This window comes from Maricurvus nonylphenolicus (assembly GCF_042854845.1).
Lineage (GTDB): Bacteria > Pseudomonadota > Gammaproteobacteria > Pseudomonadales > Cellvibrionaceae > Maricurvus > Maricurvus nonylphenolicus.
The window spans coordinates 4,548,502-4,567,818 of the sequence record NZ_AP031498.1 but is presented as its reverse complement, the minus strand read 5'-3'; the positions used below and the strand labels follow the sequence as shown (position 1 = coordinate 4,567,818).

At 50.8% G+C, this 19,317-nt stretch carries 17 protein-coding genes; 13 read left to right on the top strand and 4 right to left on the bottom strand.

Annotated features, from left to right (window positions below; all coding sequences use genetic code 11):
- Nucleotides 1–16 precede the first annotated feature (16 nt).
- Genes ACGHZ6_RS19840 through modC form a run of 4 tightly spaced genes read left to right on the top strand, consistent with a single transcriptional unit; the run spans nucleotide 17 to nucleotide 3,353 of the window.
- Nucleotides 17–811, top strand: coding sequence for a tyrosine-protein phosphatase (locus tag ACGHZ6_RS19840; RefSeq protein ID WP_390615772.1), 795 nt, complete (start codon nucleotides 17–19; stop codon nucleotides 809–811).
- Nucleotides 812–818: 7 nt separating this feature from the next.
- Entirely contained in the window at nucleotides 819–1,565 is a 747-nt protein-coding gene (gene modA / locus ACGHZ6_RS19835) for a molybdate ABC transporter substrate-binding protein (RefSeq protein ID WP_390615771.1), read from the top strand.
- Nucleotides 1,566–1,581: 16 nt separating this feature from the next.
- Complete coding sequence (gene modB, locus ACGHZ6_RS19830; protein ID WP_390615770.1) at nucleotides 1,582–2,280, top strand: molybdate ABC transporter permease subunit; 699 nt, start codon at nucleotides 1,582–1,584, stop codon at nucleotides 2,278–2,280.
- Nucleotides 2,277–3,353, top strand: coding sequence for a molybdenum ABC transporter ATP-binding protein (gene modC / locus ACGHZ6_RS19825; RefSeq protein ID WP_390615769.1), 1,077 nt, complete (start codon nucleotides 2,277–2,279; stop codon nucleotides 3,351–3,353). Before modB ends, modC begins: the two co-directional genes overlap by 4 nt.
- Before the next feature lie 39 nt (nucleotides 3,354–3,392).
- Here modC and ACGHZ6_RS19820 read toward each other — a convergent pair whose 3' ends face one another.
- Together ACGHZ6_RS19820 and ACGHZ6_RS19815 are read right to left on the bottom strand one after the other, a co-directional pair.
- Complete coding sequence (locus tag ACGHZ6_RS19820) at nucleotides 3,393–4,772, bottom strand: MBL fold metallo-hydrolase RNA specificity domain-containing protein (RefSeq protein ID WP_390615768.1); 1,380 nt, start codon at nucleotides 4,770–4,772, stop codon at nucleotides 3,393–3,395.
- A gap of 5 nt (nucleotides 4,773–4,777) precedes the next feature.
- On the bottom strand, nucleotides 4,778–6,481 hold the full coding sequence (locus ACGHZ6_RS19815) for a Na/Pi cotransporter family protein (protein ID WP_390615767.1): 1,704 nt from the start codon (nucleotides 6,479–6,481) through the stop codon (nucleotides 4,778–4,780).
- A 162-nt stretch (nucleotides 6,482–6,643) separates the two neighbouring features.
- Here ACGHZ6_RS19815 and ACGHZ6_RS19810 point away from each other — a divergent pair, with 162 nt between their 5' ends.
- Together ACGHZ6_RS19810 and ACGHZ6_RS19805 are read left to right on the top strand one after the other, a co-directional pair.
- On the top strand, nucleotides 6,644–8,002 hold the full coding sequence (locus ACGHZ6_RS19810) for a nodulation protein NfeD (protein ID WP_390615766.1): 1,359 nt from the start codon (nucleotides 6,644–6,646) through the stop codon (nucleotides 8,000–8,002).
- A gap of 12 nt (nucleotides 8,003–8,014) precedes the next feature.
- Nucleotides 8,015–8,779: a slipin family protein gene (locus ACGHZ6_RS19805; RefSeq protein WP_390615765.1), complete on the top strand. Its 765-nt coding sequence runs from the start codon at nucleotides 8,015–8,017 to the stop codon at nucleotides 8,777–8,779.
- Here the strand turns inward: ACGHZ6_RS19805 and ACGHZ6_RS19800 are convergent.
- Nucleotides 8,776–9,750 (bottom strand): D-2-hydroxyacid dehydrogenase, encoded by a 975-nt coding sequence (locus ACGHZ6_RS19800; protein WP_390615764.1) that lies wholly within the window; start codon nucleotides 9,748–9,750, stop codon nucleotides 8,776–8,778. The genes ACGHZ6_RS19805 and ACGHZ6_RS19800 overlap by 4 nt on opposite strands.
- 51 nt (nucleotides 9,751–9,801) lie before the next feature.
- Nucleotides 9,802–10,653: an FHA domain-containing protein gene (locus ACGHZ6_RS19795; RefSeq protein ID WP_390615763.1), complete on the bottom strand. Its 852-nt coding sequence runs from the start codon at nucleotides 10,651–10,653 to the stop codon at nucleotides 9,802–9,804.
- Between the two features lie 140 nt (nucleotides 10,654–10,793).
- Here ACGHZ6_RS19795 and ACGHZ6_RS19790 point away from each other — a divergent pair, with 140 nt between their 5' ends.
- The 7 genes from ACGHZ6_RS19790 (at nucleotide 10,794) to ACGHZ6_RS19760 (ending at nucleotide 19,214) form a co-directional block, all read left to right on the top strand.
- Nucleotides 10,794–12,632: a protein kinase domain-containing protein gene (locus ACGHZ6_RS19790; RefSeq protein WP_390615762.1), complete on the top strand. Its 1,839-nt coding sequence runs from the start codon at nucleotides 10,794–10,796 to the stop codon at nucleotides 12,630–12,632.
- A gap of 67 nt (nucleotides 12,633–12,699) precedes the next feature.
- Nucleotides 12,700–12,999 carry a SelT/SelW/SelH family protein gene (locus ACGHZ6_RS19785; RefSeq protein WP_390615761.1) on the top strand — a complete coding sequence of 100 codons (300 nt, stop codon included), beginning with the start codon at nucleotides 12,700–12,702 and terminating at the stop codon, nucleotides 12,997–12,999.
- Nucleotides 13,000–13,208: 209 nt separating this feature from the next.
- Entirely contained in the window at nucleotides 13,209–15,812 is a 2,604-nt protein-coding gene (locus ACGHZ6_RS19780) for an RND family transporter (protein ID WP_390615760.1), read from the top strand.
- 228 nt (nucleotides 15,813–16,040) lie between these two features.
- Complete coding sequence (locus ACGHZ6_RS19775) at nucleotides 16,041–16,892, top strand: hypothetical protein (RefSeq protein WP_390615759.1); 852 nt, start codon at nucleotides 16,041–16,043, stop codon at nucleotides 16,890–16,892.
- Nucleotides 16,893–17,109: 217 nt separating this feature from the next.
- The gene (locus tag ACGHZ6_RS19770; RefSeq protein ID WP_390615758.1) at nucleotides 17,110–17,865 is read left to right on the top strand and encodes a hypothetical protein; all 756 of its coding nucleotides are present in this window, start codon (nucleotides 17,110–17,112) and stop codon (nucleotides 17,863–17,865) included.
- A gap of 75 nt (nucleotides 17,866–17,940) precedes the next feature.
- Entirely contained in the window at nucleotides 17,941–18,225 is a 285-nt protein-coding gene (locus ACGHZ6_RS19765; RefSeq protein ID WP_390615757.1) for a YkgJ family cysteine cluster protein, read from the top strand.
- Between the two features lie 161 nt (nucleotides 18,226–18,386).
- Nucleotides 18,387–19,214 carry a universal stress protein gene (locus ACGHZ6_RS19760; protein WP_390615756.1) on the top strand — a complete coding sequence of 276 codons (828 nt, stop codon included), beginning with the start codon at nucleotides 18,387–18,389 and terminating at the stop codon, nucleotides 19,212–19,214.
- Nucleotides 19,215–19,317: the final 103 nt, after the last annotated feature.

The following is a 19,317-nucleotide window of genomic DNA, read 5'->3' as shown; positions in this document are numbered from 1 at the left end:
TAAGAAGAGTTATTAAATGATGGATGTCGAAGTAAATTCCCCAAGCCGTGTTCTCGATTTAGAGGGCGGTATTAATTTCCGTGATCTGGGTGGGTATCAATCTACCAATGGTCAACGCGTGGCATGGCGTAAACTATTGCGCTGTGGTCATATGGCCAATCTGACCGCAGCCGATCGGCAGCAATTGGCTGAACTGGGTCTGGCCTATGTTCACGACTTTCGGCGCGAACCTGAGCAGGAACAATTTGCCAACCAGTTACCACCACTGACCCAGTACGGTGATTATCAAATGACCCTGGGCAGCATGGGGCAGTTAACAGAAATGGCGGCGGCTGGCGAGTTGACCGCTAACGGCGCTCGCCGACTGATGGATAATCTATACCGTCAAGCCGTGAAAAATGTGCAGCCGAGTCTGAGCCAGTTTATGCAAAACGTTGTCGCTGGTGATGGTGCCGTGTTGGCTTTTCACTGTATGGCGGGTAAAGATAGAACCGGTCTGGCGGCAGCAGCCCTGCTAATGGCGTTGGATGTTGGCGAGCAAGATATCATTGAGGATTATCTACTGACACAAACCCACGGTGCCACCGACCTGATTATCAGCTATGTGCACGATATGATGCAGGCCAAAGATATTAGCGGCATCAGTGATGATGTGATTCGCCCGTACTGTACTGTGGAAGAAAGTTATATCGCCAATTTTCTCGATGAGTTAAAGCTCGAATACAAAACGCACCGGGATTATTTGTTGCGCGGTTTACTCTTACAGGAAAGTGACCTGAGCAGGTTACAGTCGCTGTATCTGGAAGGTTAATCAATCTATGCGCAGCGTTACGCTTATAGGGCTACTGGCAGCGATATTCCTGACTCACAGTGCCTGGGCTGATAAAGTGCGTGTAGCGGTTGCCAGTAATTTCTTAGCGACGGCTAAACAGTTAGCACAGGATTTTCAAACAAGAACTCCGCATCAATTAGCGTTAAGTGCGGCGTCCAGTGGCAAGTTCTATGCGCAGATCCGTCAGGGCGCTCCCTACGATCTGTTTTTGTCTGCCGATGCGGAGCGGCCGCAACGTTTATTTCGTGAAGGTGTGGGTAACAAACCTCCCGTGACTTACGCGATTGGTCAGCTGGTGTTATGGCACCCGGAAGCTTCCCAGGCTGTTGACCAAACCTCTTTGGAGCAACTTTCTCACCAGCGTCTGGCTTTAGCTAACCCTCGTGTGGCGCCCTATGGGTTAGCGGCACAGCAGCTATTACAACAGATGGGGTTGTGGCAAAAGCTGCAAGCAGGTTTGGTGCGTGGTGAAAACGTCAGTCAGGCGTTTCACTATGTTCGCTCGGGTAATGTCGATATGGGCTTGGTGGCCCTGTCGCAAGTCAAAACCATGGCAATACCCGAGGCGCAGTGGTGGCAGGTACCTGCCGAGCGTTACACACCCATCGAGCAACAGGCGCTGTTGATTCAGGACAATGCGCCAGCTCAGGCTGTTTGGCAATATTTGCAATCCCCCGAAGCCAGAGCCATTATTCAACACAATGGTTACGCATTGGCGAACATTGGTGAATAACGAACCGTAAATTCCTATGCTGCTAAGCACCTATTTAAGTCCCGACGATCTGGCCGCGTTGGCCACAACCCTGAAACTGGCTTTTTTAACGACAGTCATTTTGTTGTTGGTCGGTGCACCTTTGGCTTGGTGGTTGTCGCAAACCCGCAGTCGGGCAAAAGTGATTGTCGAAGCCCTGGTTGCCTTGCCGTTGATACTGCCGCCGACGGTCTTGGGATTTTATTTATTACTGGCGTTAGGTGCGCAGGGGCCAGTTGGCCAGATGATGAGTGCGTTAGGTTTGGGCCCCTTGGCGTTTACCTTTACCGGCTTGGTGATTGGCTCGGTATTTTATTCGTTACCGTTTGTGGTACAGCCGTTACAATCGGCTTTTGCTGCTATTGAACCGCGTTCCCTGGAAGTTGCAGCCACCTTGGGCGCGCGTCCTTTGGATCGATTTTTCTCCGTCGTAGTGCCGCTGGCCCGTCCGGGTTTTTTAACTGCTATCGTTTTAGGCTTTGCCCATACTGTGGGTGAGTTTGGTGTCGTATTGATGATTGGTGGCAATATCCCCGGCGAAACCCAGGTGTTGTCTATCGCCATTTATGATCATGTGGAAGCGATGGATTATGGTCGTGCGCATATCCTGGCTGGGGGGCTGTTGGTGTTATCCTTTACCCTGTTGTTGATGGTGTACAGCGTTAACGGCCGTTTTCGATTGCGGGCAGCGTCATGAACACACTGGCCATTGATATTCAATTAACCCGTGGTGATTTTCAACTTAAGGTAAATTGCAGTTTACCCGCCTCTGGTATTACGGCGATTTTTGGTCGTTCAGGTTGTGGCAAAACCAGTTTGTTGCGGGCCATTGCTGGTTTGGAATCCGGTGTTACGGGCACCATTAGCTTTGATCAGCAACACTGGTTACAACCAGAGCTAAATGTCCCCACTCATCAGCGCGGCATTGGTTATGTATTTCAAGAGCCGGGTTTATTTCCTCATTTATCCGTTAAACAAAATCTGGAGTACGGTTTAAAGCGTGCTACAGATCGGCAGCAGGTTTTTGAATTTGATCAGGTTGTTAACTGGCTGGGCATTGAGTCATGGCTGGATAAACGGCCTCAGTCATTATCCGGTGGCCAGCGTCAGCGGGTTGCTATCGGTAGGGCTTTATTATCGCAACCCCAGCTGTTGTTAATGGATGAACCCTTATCAGCATTGGATGCCAGCAGTAAGCGCGAAATTCTGCCTTACCTGGAGCGTCTGCACAGTGAGCTGAATATTCCGATCTTGTATGTCAGTCATTCCACCGATGAAGTGGCTCGCCTCGCCGATCATCTGCTGTTAATGCACCAGGGTGAGGTGGTGGCTCAGGATACCATTAACTCTATGCTGACCCGACTGGATTTACCCCTGGCTCACAGTGAGAATGCTGAAGCCATAATCGAAGCTACCGTCAGTGGTGTGGATGGTGAATACGGTTTAATGCAGCTTGCCGGCAGTGGGGGTGAATTAAGTGTGGCCTGTCAGTCGGTCGATATTGGCAGGCAGGTACGCCTGCGATTATTGGCGCGCGATATCAGTGTCACCCTTAAGCGGCAAACCGACAGCAGTATTTTAAATGTATTGCCCGTCGAAATTGATGCGATTCAGCAAAGTGATAGCACCGCTACCCAGCTGTTGTTGAGGCTGCGCTGGGGCAAGGACATTGTGTTAGCGCGAGTTACCCGCAAGTCGGTTGATGCTTTGGGATTAAGCGTTGGCCAACAGATTTATGCGCAAGTCAAAAGCGTGGCCGTATTAGCCTAGGCGCTGTTTAACCTAGATACTGTTTAACCTGAGTACTGTTTAATCGAGTATCGCCGAACTGCCCATCTCCGGAGTGCTTGCTGGCCAGCCCAGCTCATCTTGTATCTTTTGCCGAAATAGATCGGCTGCCTCGGCTTCACCATGGGTGATAAAGCAGTGCTTCGGCGGTGCGGGCAATTTTCTCAGCCACTGCAATATCTCATCGCAGTCAGCGTGGGCCGAGAGAAAGTCGAGATGTTCAATCCGCGCCTTCACACCAAAATACTCGCCAAAAATTTTTACTTGTTGAGCGCCTTGGGTTAGACGGGCGCCGCGTGTGCCGCCAGCCTGATAGCCAGCAAACATCACCGTATTGCGGTAATCACCCAGCATACGACGCAAGTGATGCAGCACTCGTCCTCCGGTCGCCATGCCGCTGGCAGACACAATAATTGCAGGCACATTCTGATGGTTGAGCGCCATGGATTGCTCGACGGTGCGCAGAAAAAAGATGTCACGGCTTAATTCCTGACACTGCTGGTGGGTCAGGCGGTGTTCGCGATGGTGACGCTGCATAATCTCTGTGGCATTAATGGCCATGGGACTGTCGAGATAGATGGGTACATAGGGAATCTCGCCACTGCGACGTAACTGTTGTAACAGAAAAAGCATGGATTGTGCTCGCCCTACTGCAAAGGCCGGGATCAGCAGGCTGCCACCGCGCTTGATTGTTTCGCGGGCAATATCACTGACATTGGCTTGCAGGTCACGTTGATCGTGAATGCGATCACCATAGGTTGATTCCACCACCAGGTAATCACAGTAACTTGGCGGCGTGGGCGGTTTCATAATCAGGTCGTGGGGCCGACCAAGATCACCGCTAAATAAAATGTGACGATTGTTAATGGTAACGTCTAAATAACTGGAGCCCAGGATATGACCATTTTGATGAAACTCCGTGAGGATATTGCCGATATTGGCCTGGACTCTACCGCTATTATCCGGGGATATTGGTTGAAACTGTCCTAGTGCAGATTCGGCCTGGGCGATAGTGTACAAAGGTTTGGCGGGGTGATGCTTGCTGAGGTGATGCCGGTTTCTAAAGTTGGCTTCTTCCTCCTGGATATGGGCGGAATCCAGCAATAACACCTTGCACAAATCGTAACTTGCCTGGGTGCAGTAAATAGGTCCTTTAAAACCCTGGGCGACCAGGGCTGGAATATAACCACTGTGGTCAAGGTGAGCGTGGGTGAGGAAGATGCCGTCAATATCGCTGGGCTGAACGGGAAAAGGTTGACGATTGCGTTCACGCAAGAATTTGTATCCCTGAAACAAGCCACAATCCACCAGTACTTTATTTTCGCCATCGTCCAGTAGGTAACGTGAACCGGTTACGGTGCCGGCGGCGCCAAAGAAGCTTAGCTGTATTGAACTGGACATTGGTGTCACCCACTTATCAGTGTTTTTTGTGTAGCGTTTGAATGCAGCAGTTGTTGCTGAATATGTTGCAGCTGCTTGAGTAATTCAATGGCCAAGATAGCATTGGATGTGGCGTGGTGAATTTCGCGCTGCAAATTTAATTGTGTCGATAGCCAAATTTCGCTGTCACTGGGTGAGGCAGTTGTATACACCTCTCTATCGCATTCCTGCTGGTATTGCGTGTTTTTTGCTACAAGCTGCTCAAGCGTACGCTGTATTTGCTGGTGATCTGTTGAACTTAAGCTCTTAACCAGATCGCTGTACAGGTCTTCGATAAATGTTTGATGTTTGCGAAATCGCTGTTGGTCATTGGGGGAGTGACTGTCGTAGAGCTGGCTCAGATCGCGGTCGATATCATTCAGTGTTTTACAGGCGTACACCAGGGCTCGATTAGCTTGCTGAATTTTTTCCAGTTGTTTGGCCTGATTGTGGGACAGCGCTTGTTGTTGTACTTCCAGTGCATACTGAAGTATTTGGTATTCAAGGGTTTTTAATTGTTGGTAGCGACTTTGTGACGGTTTGACCAGAACATCCTGCTGCTCGATGCGTTGGTTGTTGAGGGTTAAGCCAAAGTGTTCAAGGATAAGCTGCATCGCTTGCCGGCACAGTGTTTCAGTGGCTGCCAGCAGTCCAGCCAGAGCTGCTTCCGGTACTTCTACTGGGATACGCTTAAGTGCCAGTTGATCGAATGGGGGTTGCTGTGTGTCTGCGTTAAAGAAGCTGCCAATCCAGGCCGAATAGGGTCGCATCAGCGGGATAAACACAGCCAGGCCAAGGACATTAAATAAACTGTGGAAGGCCACCAGGCTAAACAGTGGGTCGCTAAGGGAGAACACTGCCAGCAGTTGCGGCAACAGAGGCAGCAAGATAAAAAATGCCGCCAGGTCGACAATCAGGTTAAACATGCAGTGAGCCATCGCCAGCTGTTTTTTTACCGCACTGCCAGCCAGGCTACCCAATACCGTTGTGCTGGTGGTACCCAGATCTGCGCCAATGACAATGGCTGCCGCTGCGGGTAAATCCACGATATTGGCGTGCAGCGCGGTAAGGGTTAATAACATGGTGGCTGAGCTGGATTGAATCAGTGCCGTCAGGCATATACCAAATAACAGATAAACAAACGGTTGGTGGTCCTGCAGCAGGGACAGATCAAAACTCTGCGGCAACAGTGCTACCGCATCCTTCATTTGCGAGAGACCAAACAGCAGTAAACCCAGGCCCAGAAATAATGCTGACAAAGCGTTGCTACGGCTTTGTGGTTTACTAATGACATAACCAAAGGCACTGAGGCCGAGTAATGGTAGTGCCAGGCTTTCCAGGTTGAGTTTAAAACCAATGGCAGTCACCACCCAACCGGTGGCCGTTGTGCCAACATTAGCGCCAAGCAAAATGCCAATAGCATTGTAGAGCGGCATGATTCCCGCACTGGTAAAGGCCAATACAAGCAGACTCACCATGGAGCTGCTTTGCAGGATGGCGGTAATCAGGGTGCCAAAACCAGCGCTGCGTACAGGTGATGCGGTGGAAAAAGCCAGCCACTGTTTCAGGCGTTTGCTACTCAATTGACGTATGCCGCCTTCCAGCAGGTGCATACCTAACAGGAATATGCCGAGGCCAATGAGCAGATCGAAGCTACTGTTGAGCAGGGTTATTTGCATTGACTCAGTCATTGTGTGGGAAGCTTGAATAACAGTTTAGGTAAACATCTCACAGGTAACATTGGCGTAGATCAACTTTACTTACGCCATCCTAATGAATCGGGTTGTTTACGCCAGCTCTGGCTATACTGAAAGGATTCCGTCTTAAGAGTTGTTTCCACACAGGAATCGACGATGAAGCGCTTGTGTCTATTAGTGTTTATCTTTTGCTGCTCTGTGTCTGTTCACTTGCGTGCAGAGGTGCAGCAGGCCTGGTTGATCACGATTAAAGGCGCCATTGGCCCCGCCACAGCTGACTATATGATTCGCGGTCTGGAGCGTGCTCAGGAAGCTCGCGCGCATCTGGTTATACTGCAGATAGATACGCCCGGAGGGCTGGATCCTTCTATGCGCGACATGATCAAGGCGATTCTGGCCTCCAATGTGCCAGTAGTGGGTTATGTCTCCCCTGCTGGTGCGCGTGCCGCCAGTGCTGGCACTTATCTGCTTTATGCCTGTCATATCGCGGCCATGGCACCGGCGACGAATTTAGGTTCGGCAACACCAGTGCAAATCGGCACACCCAAATTGCCTGCGATACCTGAAGAGGAATCTCGCGATAAGGAGGGTAAGGTATCTCCGGCCCCAGAACCTGATGCCATGCAGAAAAAAATTCTCAATGATGCGGCGGCTTATATTGAGGGACTGGCAAAACTGCGCAAGCGTAACAGTCAGTGGGCCATTAAAGCTGTGCGCGAAGCGGCCAATTTACCTTCCGAGCAGGCGTTGACCGAAGGGGTGATCAACTTTATTGCCGAGGACATCGAGCAATTGCTGGCACAGCTCAATGGCCAGGATATTGTGATGCCGCAGGGAAAAGTCACTGTGTCGACCGAGAATATTGCCCTCCATCGTCACGAGCCTGACTGGCGCAGTGAATTCCTGTCGGTGATTACCAATCCTAATGTGGCTTATATTTTATTGCTGATGGGAATCTACGGGCTGATTTTTGAATTCTCAAACCCGGGTATGTTGGTGCCGGGTATTGTCGGTGCTGTGTGTCTGCTGTTGGCGCTGTATGCCTTCCAGATATTACCTATCAGTTATACCGGTTTAGGGCTGATCTTTTTGGGTATCTTGCTGATGATCGCCGAGGCCTTTGCCCCGAGTTTTGGTGCCCTGGGGCTCGGTGGTGTTATCGCGTTTATCGTCGGCTCGATTATGCTGATGGATACCGAATTGCCTGCTTACCAAATTGCTTTGCCGATGGTGTTCGCCGTGGCCATTGCCAGTGCCGGTTTACTGGTCATGGTGATGGGCATGTTGGTGCGCTCTCGTCAGTTGCCGGTTGTCTCGGGGGCAGCGCATTTGCAAGGTGCCCAGTCGCAGGTGGAAAGTGTTACTGCGGAGCAGGTATTGGTACGTCTAGAGGGAGAGTTGTGGCAAGTACGTTGCGATTCATCCTTGCGGGTTGGGGATTGGGTCAGAGTTTGCCGCGTTGATGGCGTGACTCTTGTTGTTGAAAAAATCGTTGAAAAAGTTGCTGAGAAATAAACGGAGCGTCACATGATCATGGGATTCGATTATTTTCTTACCACGCTGATTATCCTGGCGGTGCTGTTTCTGCTGTCCATGTTCCGCATCCTGCGCGAATACGAGCGCGGTGTTATTTTTGTCCTGGGTCGTTTTTACAAAGTGAAGGGGCCGGGTTTGATTATTGTGATCCCGATTATTCAGCAAATGGTACGGGTGGATTTGCGCACGGTGGTGATGGATGTACCCACCCAGGATGTTATTTCGCGGGATAATGTTTCCGTCAAGGTCAATGCGGTGATCTACTTTCGTGTGATTGATCCGGAGCGGGCTATTATCCAGGTCGAAAACTTTCTGGAAGCGACCAGCCAGTTGTCGCAGACAACCCTGCGCTCGGTACTGGGGCAACACGAGCTGGATGACATGCTTGCCGAGCGGGATCGCCTTAACGCCGATATCCAGGTGATTCTCGACAAACAGACTGATGCCTGGGGGATCAAGGTCGCCAATGTTGAAATCAAACATGTCGATCTGGACGAGTCGATGATTCGGGCGATTGCCAAACAGGCGGAAGCTGAGCGGGAAAGGCGTGCCAAAGTGATTCACGCGCTGGGTGAATTTGAGGCATCGGAAAAGTTACTGTCTGCTGCCAGTGTTCTGGCTAAACAGTCTGAGGCCATGCAGTTGCGTTATATGCAAACCCTGGTTGAGCTTGCCAGTGATAAAAGCTCAACCATTGTCTTCCCGTTACCTGTCGATATTCTTAGCGCTCTCAAGGGGAAAGCGGATTCTGATTAATCTGCCCGAACCAGATTCCTGGCTTCGCCACGCCGAAAAGCCTGGATATTCAGTGCCACTTCATTCACCAGAGTCTGGCGGGCTTTTTGGCTGCCCCAGGCACAATGGGGGGTGAGGATAAGGTTGGGAATATCTGCGGCGAGCAGAGGGTGATCTGCTGGTGGCGGCTCCACACTGATGCTGTCGAGAGCGGCACCACCTAACTGACCGGATTTCAATGCCGCCACTAGTGCCGCTTCATCGATCAGGCCGCCGCGGGCTGTATTGATTAACAGACTGCCGGGTTTGAGTTGCTGCAAGGTGTGGTGATTGATGAACTGATCTGTAGCCGGTGTAAGGGGGCAGTGCAGACTCAGTATATCGGCTTGTGATAATACCTCTGCCAAAGGCAGGCGATCACTTGGGCATTCATGCGAGCCTGGGCGGGCGCTGATAATGACCCGCATACCAATAGCTTCAGCCAGTTTGGCGACAGCCTGGCCGATGGCGCCGTAACCTACGATACCGAGGGTTTTGTCTGCCAGTTCAATAATCGGGTGGTCGAGCATGCAAAAAAACGGGCTCTGTGACCACTGACCCGATTGGCAGGCATTGTGGTATTGGGGCAGTTTGGTGGCCAGGGCCAGCATAAGTGCCAGTGTGTGCTGAGCAACAGAGCCAACACCATAACCGGCGACATTGGTGACTGTGACCTTGTAATCGGCTGCCGCCTGAAGGTCGACATTATTGGTGCCAGTAGCGGCAATGCAAATCAGCTTCAGTGATGGGGACTGTTCCAGCATCTGGCGATCAATCACGACTTTGTTGGTCACTACCACCTCGGCGCCTTGAATGCGCGCCAGCGTTTGCTCTGGCTGGGTCGTGGCATAGGTTTGCCAGTCATCAAGGCTATTATCGAGACTGTTGTAGAGCGATTGCAGGTCGAGGTCGGCTGGGGCCAGCGTATCGCTATCGAGAATAACACCGCGCATAGGCATATCCTGTGAGGGTCTATAGAAGGCTTGTAGAGGGGCTGTAGGGAGTTACTTGGCGCCAAGTACGATATACAGCACCATCGCGATCACCGTCAGGCCCAACAGCAAACTGAAGCCAGCGATGATCTTGGAGCCTGTGGATTTTTCCGGCTCAATACGGTTGCCCGGTGATGTGGGACGGGTTTTCCATTGCTTGGGTGTATCTTCAACGGTTTTGCGTTCAACCGGGGTCAGGCTGGCTTTGCGTGGACGACGTACGCGGGTGCGGTTGGGGTCGTTATCCGGGCCTATCAGGCGGAAGCTGTAGACGTCGAAACGCAGGCGGTCGCCGGGACTCGCCAAGCCTTCGTTGACGCGCTCATCATTGATATAGGTGCCGTTGGCGCTAGCCAGATCTTTTACCAGCAGGTTTTTGCCCTTGATGGTAATTTCAGCGTGTTGGCGTGACAGGTGAGTACCCGGCAAGGTGATATCACACTGGCTGCCGCGACCAATGATGGCGGGTTTGCTGGGTATCAAAAACTCTTGCCCGGCCAGCCAGCTGCTGTCGGCGACCAGGGCCCACTTGGCGTTGGCTGCAACCTGCTCATCGGTAAGCGCGGCCTGGGTAATGGATTCGCGTGGATCGAGAATATCGAGGCTGACATTACCAATGCGGATTTCATCGCCGGGGAGCAGTTGTTTTTGCGTGACTCGCTGATCGTTTACAAAGCAGCCATTGGCGCTATTGTTATCTTTGAGGAACAGTTTATTGTCCTGGGTGATTAGACGCGCGTGCAGAGAAGAGACGCTGTTATCGTCAATAACCAGATGATTGTCGGGCGCACTACCGATGGTATAACGTTTTTCCACCACCCAAATGGGATCGCGGTGTTTGTCCTTAAACTGGATCTTGAGCATTAGTTGATCAATTTAATCCGGTGAAATCATAGGGTTAGCACTAAAGTATACAAAAAGAAGCCGATTTACACTACGGTCAAAGGGATATCTAATGAGTGTAGACTGGTGCTGGGAACAAAAAGTAATGACAAGGACCATAGATGGTTGAATTGGGTGCCAATACCTCGGGGAATGCCTTAGAGGATCAGGATGTGACATTGCAGCTGCCGGGCTATGAGATCGGTGACAAGCTGGGTGAAGGCGGTATGGCCACCGTCTACCAGGGGCGGCAATTGTCGTTGTCGCGCACGGTGGCGATTAAACTGCTGAACCCGCATATGCTCGAGCACGAGCAGGTGCGCGAAGCCTTTGATCGCGAATCCCTGATTATTGCCCGTCTCAACCACCCCAATATTATTCAGGTGATTGATCGTGGTGTCACCGAAGATCAGCAGCCATTCTTTGTCATGGAATATATCAATGGCGTCGATTTGGCCATGATGATGCGCGAGGGAGAGTTACCCACACCACGCAAGCTGGAGATCTGCCTACAAATCGCCAAGGCTTTGGCCTATGCCCACAAAAACGGGGTGGTGCACCGGGATATCAAGCCTGGCAATGTGATTGTTGGTGATGAGTTGCATGTCAAAGTGCTGGATTTTGGCATTGCCCAGTTTTTCCGCGATACCTCCAGTTTAAAGCAGTCCCAGGATAGTGAAGTGATGGGTACCCTGGCCTATATGGCGCCGGAAGTAAGCCGTTCGTTAGGCCTGGCGACAACCGCCAGTGATATCTACTCCCTGGGGGTGATCTTGTTTGAGATGCTCACCGGGCGACTGCCCGAAGGGCGCAAGCTACCACCTTCTCATTATGCCAGCGGCTTGGCTCCTGAACTCGACCAGCTCATTATGGCGTGCCTGTCTCGTGATCCCGCCAAGCGGCCCGCACGGGCGGAGCTGGTCTGTGATCGTTTGCTGGAGCTGTTACACGGTTCGCATTTGGATGTTGAGCAGGCGCAGCGTGCCAAGGCCAGTGTGGATAAAAAATCCTTTGCCTTGCTGGATGTCCTGCGTGAAAGCCCCTACAGCGCGGTTTATTTATTTGCTGAACGCAGCAGTCAGCGGCGTTTGGTGGTCAAAAAAGCCAATGGTCAGCACCCGGGTTTTCGCATCGGTCAGCGTTTGGCCGGGTTGGAGCATCCCAATTTGGTGAAAGTGCACGGTGTATCCAAAAGTGATCGCGCTTTTATTACGGTGATGGACTATTTGCCCGGTGGCAGTTTACAGGAGCGCTTGCTGCGTCCCTTTGATGTGGATGATTTTTTGCGTGTGGGACGACAGGTATGCGCGGGTTTGTCCTATGCCCATCGCCACCAGATTGTGCATGGCAACCTGCGTGCGAGCAATGTGCTGTTTGACGAGCAGGGCAATGTCAAACTGGCGGATTTTGGTTGGCCATCCCATTACCAGGACAAGCAGCCTGCCGGGCTGCGCGAGGCCATAGAGCGCTCTCGTGAGGGTGGCGAATTAAAGCGCAACTGGTATCAATTACCTGATGAGCCTGAAACCGAAGCCCTGGATATTTACGCCTGCGGTATTTTGTTTTATCAGATGCTGGTCGGTGAGTTGCCCCGTTGGCGGGGCGGGCGGTTACAGATGGGACGGGCTTTTAAACGCTTGCCGGAAAGCCTGCAAAAATTGCTGCAACAAATGTTGGCACAGGATCCCGAACAGCGACCGCAAAAAATTTCCCAAGTGCGCAGCGTGCTGGACGAATTTACCGATGCTATGCCGACCCAGGTATGGAATCCCCGCAGCCTGATCAGCCCGCGTCCAGCCGCCAAACCGGAAGACGAAAAAAAGAAGCTGCTACTGTTTTTATTGTTGGTACTGCTGTTTGCCGTGATGCTGAATATGGGCGCAATAGTGTTGTTTGAATCGGGGGCTGGGCCACTACAGGACTGGTTCAGAGAAGTATTCGATTCCTTGGTAGGTAAATGACACCCGAGTGCTCTGTGAGTAGAATACGTGGCGATAAATATAACCTGTAGAAGGTGGAAGGGGATTTATGAGTCGGTTAGCACAAGCCGGTGATCACTGTGTGGTTATTCATTACTGCAATCTGTGCCGCTGGATGTTTCGTGCCAACTGGCTGTCCCAGGAATTGTTAACCACTTTCGCCGATGAGATAAGCGAGGTTACACTGCGCCCAGGTACGGGCGGTGTGTTTGAAATCTGGTTAAATGATGAGCTGGTTTGGGAGCGCAAGCGCGATGGTGGCTTCCCGGAGGCCAAAGAATTAAAGCAGCGTGTTCGTGACCTGCTGTGTCCCGAACGGGACCTTGGCCACAGTGATCGCACCACATAAATAGTTACGGCTTTTTGATTTAGTGTGTGGCGATGTAAGCAGCCTGGAGCTCATATCGAAACTGACTAGAAACTGATCAGTCAACCGTGGCGAAAGCCTGATTTCACTCGTATTCTTATCTATGACAGTTTTATTATTGATGAAACTTCACGATAATAAAGCCCCGCAACATGGACCGTTGATTAATTACTGTACAAGGCAAAGTTTCAATGTTCGAACGACTCGTTAACCTATACCAAGGCTGGGTGATAGGGCGCCCCAAACTTACCCTCTCTTTGTTATTGCTGCTCACCGTTGGGCTGGCAATGGGGTTGCCAAATTTCAAGCTGGATGCTTCGGCAGATTCCCTAACATTAGAGAACGATAGCGATCTCGATTATTTCCGTGAGATGACAAAGCGTTACCAGAGCGGTGATTTCCTGGTAGTGACTTACAAGCCTCACGTGGATCTATTTTCCGACGAATCCATTGAAACCCTGATTCAGCTGCGCGACGAGCTGGCCCACGTTGATGGTGTTACCAGTGTGATGTCGATGCTGGATGTACCGCTGCTGTACAGCCCGCAAGTTACCCTGGCAGGAGTTACCGATACCCCGCGTACCCTGTTAACGGACGATACTGATCGTGCGCTGGCTAAACAGGAATTTCTCAATAGCCCGATTTATCGCGATATGCTGTTGGGCCCCGATGGCCAGACCACAGCCCTGTTGGCAAATCTGGATATCGATGAAAAGTATATTGAGCTGGTGCGCCATCGTGACAGCCTAAGATACAAACGCACCCATCAAGGTTTAAGTCCGGAAGAAGAAATCGAACTGGCTAATGTCAGTAAAGAGTTTCTGGATTATCGCACCGCCGCTGCTGTCGAAAGCCATGCGCGGGTAGATGAATTCCGCAGCATTGTTGCCAGTTATCAAGACCGTGCCGAATTGTTCCTTGGCGGCGGCACCATGATCACCGCCGATATGATCGATTTTATTCGCAGTGATCTGGTGGTGTTCGGCACTGGCATTATCCTGTTTATTATCGCCACCCTGGCCATTATCTTCCGCCAGTGGCGCTTTGTCTTATTGCCCTTGGCCACTTGTATTATGGCCGTGGTAATGATGCTTGGCTTCCTCAGCTGGATCGATTGGCGCTTGACGGTAATCTCATCCAACTTTGTAGCGTTACTGTTAATTATTTCTTTAGCGATCACCATTCATCTGGTGGTGCGCTTCCGTGAATTCCATGCCGAGAATCCAGGTTGGTCCAAGCAGCAACTGGTATGGGAAACCGTCAGTGTCATGGCCCGACCTTGCCTCTATACCGCATTGACGACCATGGTGGCCTTTATCTCACTGGTTGTCAGTGATATCCGCCCGGTTATTGATTTCGGCTGGATGATGACCATCGGTTTGGCGGTAGCCTTGGTGCTGGCATTTGTTCTCCTGCCTGCAGGTCTGATGGTATGGCCATTGGGGGATGCCAAAGATGAAGGCGATAACTCCGCAGCCATTACCCTGAAGTTTTCCCGTTTTACCGAGAATCATGGCAGTGTGGTGTTCTGGGTTAGTGTCGTTGTTGCATGTGTCAGTGTCTACGGCATGAGCAAGCTGGAAGTGGAAAACCGTTTTATTGATTACTTCCATGAGTCGACTGAAATTTATCAGGGCATGTCGGTTATCGATCAAAATCTGGGTGGTACCACCACGCTGGATATTGTTCTGGATGTGGATAACAGTGAAGATCCCCTGTTGTTCGCCCAGGAAGGCGGTGTTGAGGATGATCCGTTTGCCGAGGCCGATCCATTCGATGAGCCGGATCCGTTTGAAGAACCAGATCCTTTTGCGGAAGCAGATCCGTTTGCAGAAGCCGATCCCTTCTCCGAGCAAAACCCGGAAGCCCAGCCTGCCAACAGTTACTGGTTTACCGTGGCTGGCCTGGAAGAAATTGAGATGCTGCACGATTATCTGGAAAGCCTGCCAGAAGTGGGCAAGGTGCAATCATTGGCCACGGCCTACAAGGTGGCTACCGATGTTAACGGTGCACGCCTGAACGATTTTGAGTTGGCGGTGTTAAAGCGTTCTCTGCCAGAAGAAATCGAAAGTGTTTTGGTTGCTCCTTATCTGTCTGAAGAGGCTAACCAGGTGCGGGTCTCATTGCGTGCTAAAGAAACCGATCCGAATCTGCGCCGTATGGAATTGATTGATAAGATCCGTGACTACGCCATCAACGAGGTGGGCTTTAAGCCTGAGCAAATCCATTTCTCGGGTATTTTGGTGCTGTATAACAACATGCTGCAAAGCCTGTTTAAATCCCAGATTGTGACCTTGGGTGCTGTTTTCCTCGGCATTATGGGCATGTTTATGGTGTTGTTCCGCTCGGTCTCTATTGCCCTGATTGCCATTATTCCCAACCTGCTAGCTGCCGGTGTTGTACTGGGGGGCATGGGGCTGGCCGGTGTACCGCTGGATATGATGACGATTACCATTGCTGCCGTAACCGTTGGGGTGGGCGTTGACCATGCGATTCACTACCTGCATCGCTTTAAGCGTGAATTTGCCATCGATGGTGATTATGTGGCTTCCATGCACCGCTCACATGCCTCTATAGGCCGGGCAATGTTCTATACCTCGATTACCATTATCGTCGGCTTCTCCATCCTGGCGCTGTCGGAATTTATTCCATCAATCTACTTTGGTTTGCTGACCGCCTTTGCGATGTTTGCCGCTATCCTGGGGTCAATGACCCTGCTGCCGAAACTTATTCTGCTGGTCAAACCTTTGGGAAAGCCCCAAGTCGATGACCACCGCCTTGCGCAGGCGGCATAATCGCCTGTGCATTTATTTTTCTGAAAAACTTAACTGAAGTTGTTGGTTAAGTTTTTCAGATACTTTCCATTCTGTTTTTGTAGCACGTCAGTTGCGTTTGTTTTTGTTCTTGTTTTAATCAATTTCCTTGAGTTCATAGAGAAAATTTAGTTTTTTCTATATTTCTATTGCTGAAATCGGTACAGTCGGCAGGCTAGTTTCTAATAGAAGTTGTAAGGGATTATTGAGATGTTTCTTCGAGGAATGAAGCTTTTTACTGCCCTATGTGCATTAGGGCTAAGTGCCTGTTCTATTCATGGATTACAGCACGACGAAATCGCCAGCACAAACTCTCCCCGTGAAGGTGCTATTACTGTCGATCGCTACGCCCAGGGATTTTCCAGTGAGCGCGTTGGTTGGGGGCGTTTTACACTGTTTTATATTCCTGTGGTGGGTGTCGATATCGAGGGTGATGAGAGTCGCCAGCTCATGGATACTATTCACACTGCACTTCAAGCTGCCGGTTATCACACCAAAGTACGCGGAACGCGCGACAGTAAACAGTTACCCATCATTAAAGCTTACGTAGAGGATGTCGGGTTTAATAACTACACCTGGTTTGCCCCTTTAGTGGTACCAACTTGGGGAGGCCTTGAAGTTACTTTGGTGCTCGAAAGTCCAACGGGAGATAAGCTTTGGGCTGAAACTTTCTCTGGGAGTGGTTTTACCCTGAATTATATCGACGGCTATAACATCGCTGCCAGGGAATCCATGACTGAACTGGTAAACGCGATGGTTAGTGCGTTTGGGTCTACAGATTTTTATGCGGCTCTAAACACCACTCCTGACAGTGAAAATTATCTCGCGTTACAGCGGCGCTTGGCGGCACCCAAACCCTTGGGGAAATATCAATTCAAGGTTGAGCAGATGTCAATGCGGGCGGGGTGTGGTCGCGATATTGCCCTGGTACATCAGATTTACAAAGAAGAAACCTATATCGCTGAAGGCTGCCCTGACAGTAAAAGCCTGAAAGTATTTTGTGATTGGGGTGTATGTCGTGCTGATATAGTTACAGACCTTTCCGAGGTGGCGGCACATTAGATACGGTAAATCCCCTTGAGTTTGTGTGGTTAAGCCAGGCAAACAATAGTCATGTCATATTTATGCCATATTGATCTTGTTCAATAACCTGTCTACCGTTAACGTTACCATCTCAAATTAGGTTGTATTGAGGTTATCTGGACGTGCTGCTGGTCTATGCCACCGCGAGTGTAAAGTGAAAGGCTTCCTGAGGTTATCCTGCAGGGCAGGCCTGCTATTGCTTTGGTGTTGCTGGGCCAAGGCTGGTCCGGCCGGGCCAATTATTGATCCTGCCAAAATTACCTATCTGATTAATGGCTCTGCTGGGCAGCCCTATCAATATATAGTGCCTGTCGAAGAGGGCAGTGGCATTATCACCGATATTCTTAATGCGGTTTTCGAAGGATCCAGTTTCGAGCTGGATCCTCAGGCCATTCCCGTTAAACGGGTTAAGCGCTTTATTTATGAAGGCAAGCTTAATTATTGGGTAACCTATGGCTTTCGCAGTTGGACCCAGGCGGCGCCAGATGACAATCAATACTTGGCTGAAGTTGACCTGTTTCATTACCGCTACGCGTTAATCGGTTATCGCGACCAGGCACAAACCGCAGCGCTATCGCCGCCTGTTTCCTGGTATGGAAAACGGGTGGTGGTGATCAGCGGTTTTCAATACTCAGGGGTGAAAAAACAGTTGATAGCTCAGGGTGCCGAAATCATAGGTGCTCAGGATCAGTTTCACGCCCTGGAGCTATTGCAGCGGGGACGGGGTGATTTTTACCTTGGCAACCCTGACCGGGTTTCTTACCTATGGGCAAAGCTGGGAGAGCCCTGGCAGCGCTTTGAAAGTTTTCCTGTGGGTGTAACCTTACCGGTAACGATTATGATGGATAATGCCTTCAGCGATAATTTTAAGCGCTTTGTAAATCAGCGATTGGCCACCCTGCAGCAAACCGGAGTGATTGATAACATCCTCGCTCGCTACAGTGTTCAATAGAAAACGCCAAGTATGAGCCAGACCACCGAATGTGGTAGTCTGCGACCTCTCTTTTGATTAACCCCTATATTCTCTATGGAATGTCGCCCTGGCTGCGGTGCCTGTTGTGTTGTGCCGTCAATATCGTCTGCTATCCCGGGGATGCCCGATGGCAAACCGGCGGGTGAGCGCTGTATTCAGCTTGATACGCATAACCGTTGCCAGATTTTTGGCTTGCCGGAACGCCCCGAGGTCTGTTTACGCTTTAGTGCCACGGTAGATGTTTGCGGGCGCAGTGATCCTGAGGCCTACGAGTTGTTACGCTGGCTGGAGGAAGACACCTTACCTAAAGGTGATTCTGTTTCTACTCAGGGCCAATAAGGCAATAAAAGCCACTTAGTTGAAATGGATCAACACCTCTTTTGTCCTGAAATGTTTCAATTCGCTTGCTGCATGAGATAACTCTATCTACTATGCACAGGACCCCTGACAAATACAGGGGAAATACACTAAGAGCCAAAGAAACAATAAGTAGGTGACCCATGGCCGAGCAGGAAAAGCTTTTTGTAGTTGTAGACCCCAATGATGATGAACACGTAGCACTGGAGCGAGCGTTAATTACCGCCAGTCAGCGTGAAGTGAAACCTAAAATCCGTGTGTTTATCGCGGTAGATCATGAGGCGGTCGATACACGCGCAGATAACGACAACCTGTTCCGCGACACTGCTTGGTTTGATGAAAAGGTACGTGGGCCACTTGAAGCTGCCGGTGTAGAAGCCGATGCCGAGCTGTCCTGGTCTTCCGAGTGGCAGTGGGCGATTCAGCGTTCCGCCAGTCACTTTGGCGCAGATACCATTTATCTGCCTGTCCACAAGCCTAGCAATGCCCGTCGTTTTACCTTCAGTGACTCCAAATGGGATCTGCTGAAAACCGCCGATTGTCCGGTGCTGTTGGTTCGCCCAGGCGCCAAGCCCGAGCGTAAAGTGGTATTGGCTGCGGTTAACTTCCAGGCTGATCGTGAGAATCAGCGTGAACTAAATGACCGTGTACTGGAGCGTGGTCGTCTGGTTGCGGAGCGCAACAATGCCGACTTCCATGTGGTAAATGCCTACGTCGATTCCATGCTCTACCCTGATCGTGGCAAGCTGGCCAATGAAACCGGCCTGCCAGCCGAGAAGATTCACGTGCGTTCAGGTTACACCGATGAGGTGGTTGCTGAAGTGGCCAAAGATATCGAAGCGGATATCGTAATCATTGGTACCCTGGGTCAAACCGGTAAGCGTCGTACCCGTCGTGGTAATACAGCTTCCCGTGTGATTGCGGGTTTGAATTCTGATGTGATGGTGTTTAACCATACTATTGTGCGTTAATTTAACCGGCTACATTGGAAACGAAAAAGCAGCCTAGATGGCTGCTTTTTTTATGGTCGTTACATTGTAGATTTAAATCCGGAGGCAGTCGGTGGAGCTGCTC

Coding starts and splice junctions, on each gene's coding strand:
- ACGHZ6_RS19840 (WP_390615772.1), top strand. CDS start 17: ATGATGGATGTCGAAGTAAATTCCCCAAGCCGTGTTCTCGATTTAGAG.
- modA (WP_390615771.1), top strand. CDS start 819: ATGCGCAGCGTTACGCTTATAGGGCTACTGGCAGCGATATTCCTGACT.
- modB (WP_390615770.1), top strand. CDS start 1,582: ATGCTGCTAAGCACCTATTTAAGTCCCGACGATCTGGCCGCGTTGGCC.
- modC (WP_390615769.1), top strand. CDS start 2,277: ATGAACACACTGGCCATTGATATTCAATTAACCCGTGGTGATTTTCAA.
- ACGHZ6_RS19820 (WP_390615768.1), bottom strand. CDS start 4,772: ATGTCCAGTTCAATACAGCTAAGCTTCTTTGGCGCCGCCGGCACCGTA.
- ACGHZ6_RS19815 (WP_390615767.1), bottom strand. CDS start 6,481: ATGACTGAGTCAATGCAAATAACCCTGCTCAACAGTAGCTTCGATCTG.
- ACGHZ6_RS19810 (WP_390615766.1), top strand. CDS start 6,644: ATGAAGCGCTTGTGTCTATTAGTGTTTATCTTTTGCTGCTCTGTGTCT.
- ACGHZ6_RS19805 (WP_390615765.1), top strand. CDS start 8,015: ATGATCATGGGATTCGATTATTTTCTTACCACGCTGATTATCCTGGCG.
- ACGHZ6_RS19800 (WP_390615764.1), bottom strand. CDS start 9,750: ATGCGCGGTGTTATTCTCGATAGCGATACGCTGGCCCCAGCCGACCTC.
- ACGHZ6_RS19795 (WP_390615763.1), bottom strand. CDS start 10,653: ATGCTCAAGATCCAGTTTAAGGACAAACACCGCGATCCCATTTGGGTG.
- ACGHZ6_RS19790 (WP_390615762.1), top strand. CDS start 10,794: ATGGTTGAATTGGGTGCCAATACCTCGGGGAATGCCTTAGAGGATCAG.
- ACGHZ6_RS19785 (WP_390615761.1), top strand. CDS start 12,700: ATGAGTCGGTTAGCACAAGCCGGTGATCACTGTGTGGTTATTCATTAC.
- ACGHZ6_RS19780 (WP_390615760.1), top strand. CDS start 13,209: ATGTTCGAACGACTCGTTAACCTATACCAAGGCTGGGTGATAGGGCGC.
- ACGHZ6_RS19775 (WP_390615759.1), top strand. CDS start 16,041: ATGTTTCTTCGAGGAATGAAGCTTTTTACTGCCCTATGTGCATTAGGG.
- ACGHZ6_RS19765 (WP_390615757.1), top strand. CDS start 17,941: ATGGAATGTCGCCCTGGCTGCGGTGCCTGTTGTGTTGTGCCGTCAATA.
- ACGHZ6_RS19760 (WP_390615756.1), top strand. CDS start 18,387: ATGGCCGAGCAGGAAAAGCTTTTTGTAGTTGTAGACCCCAATGATGAT.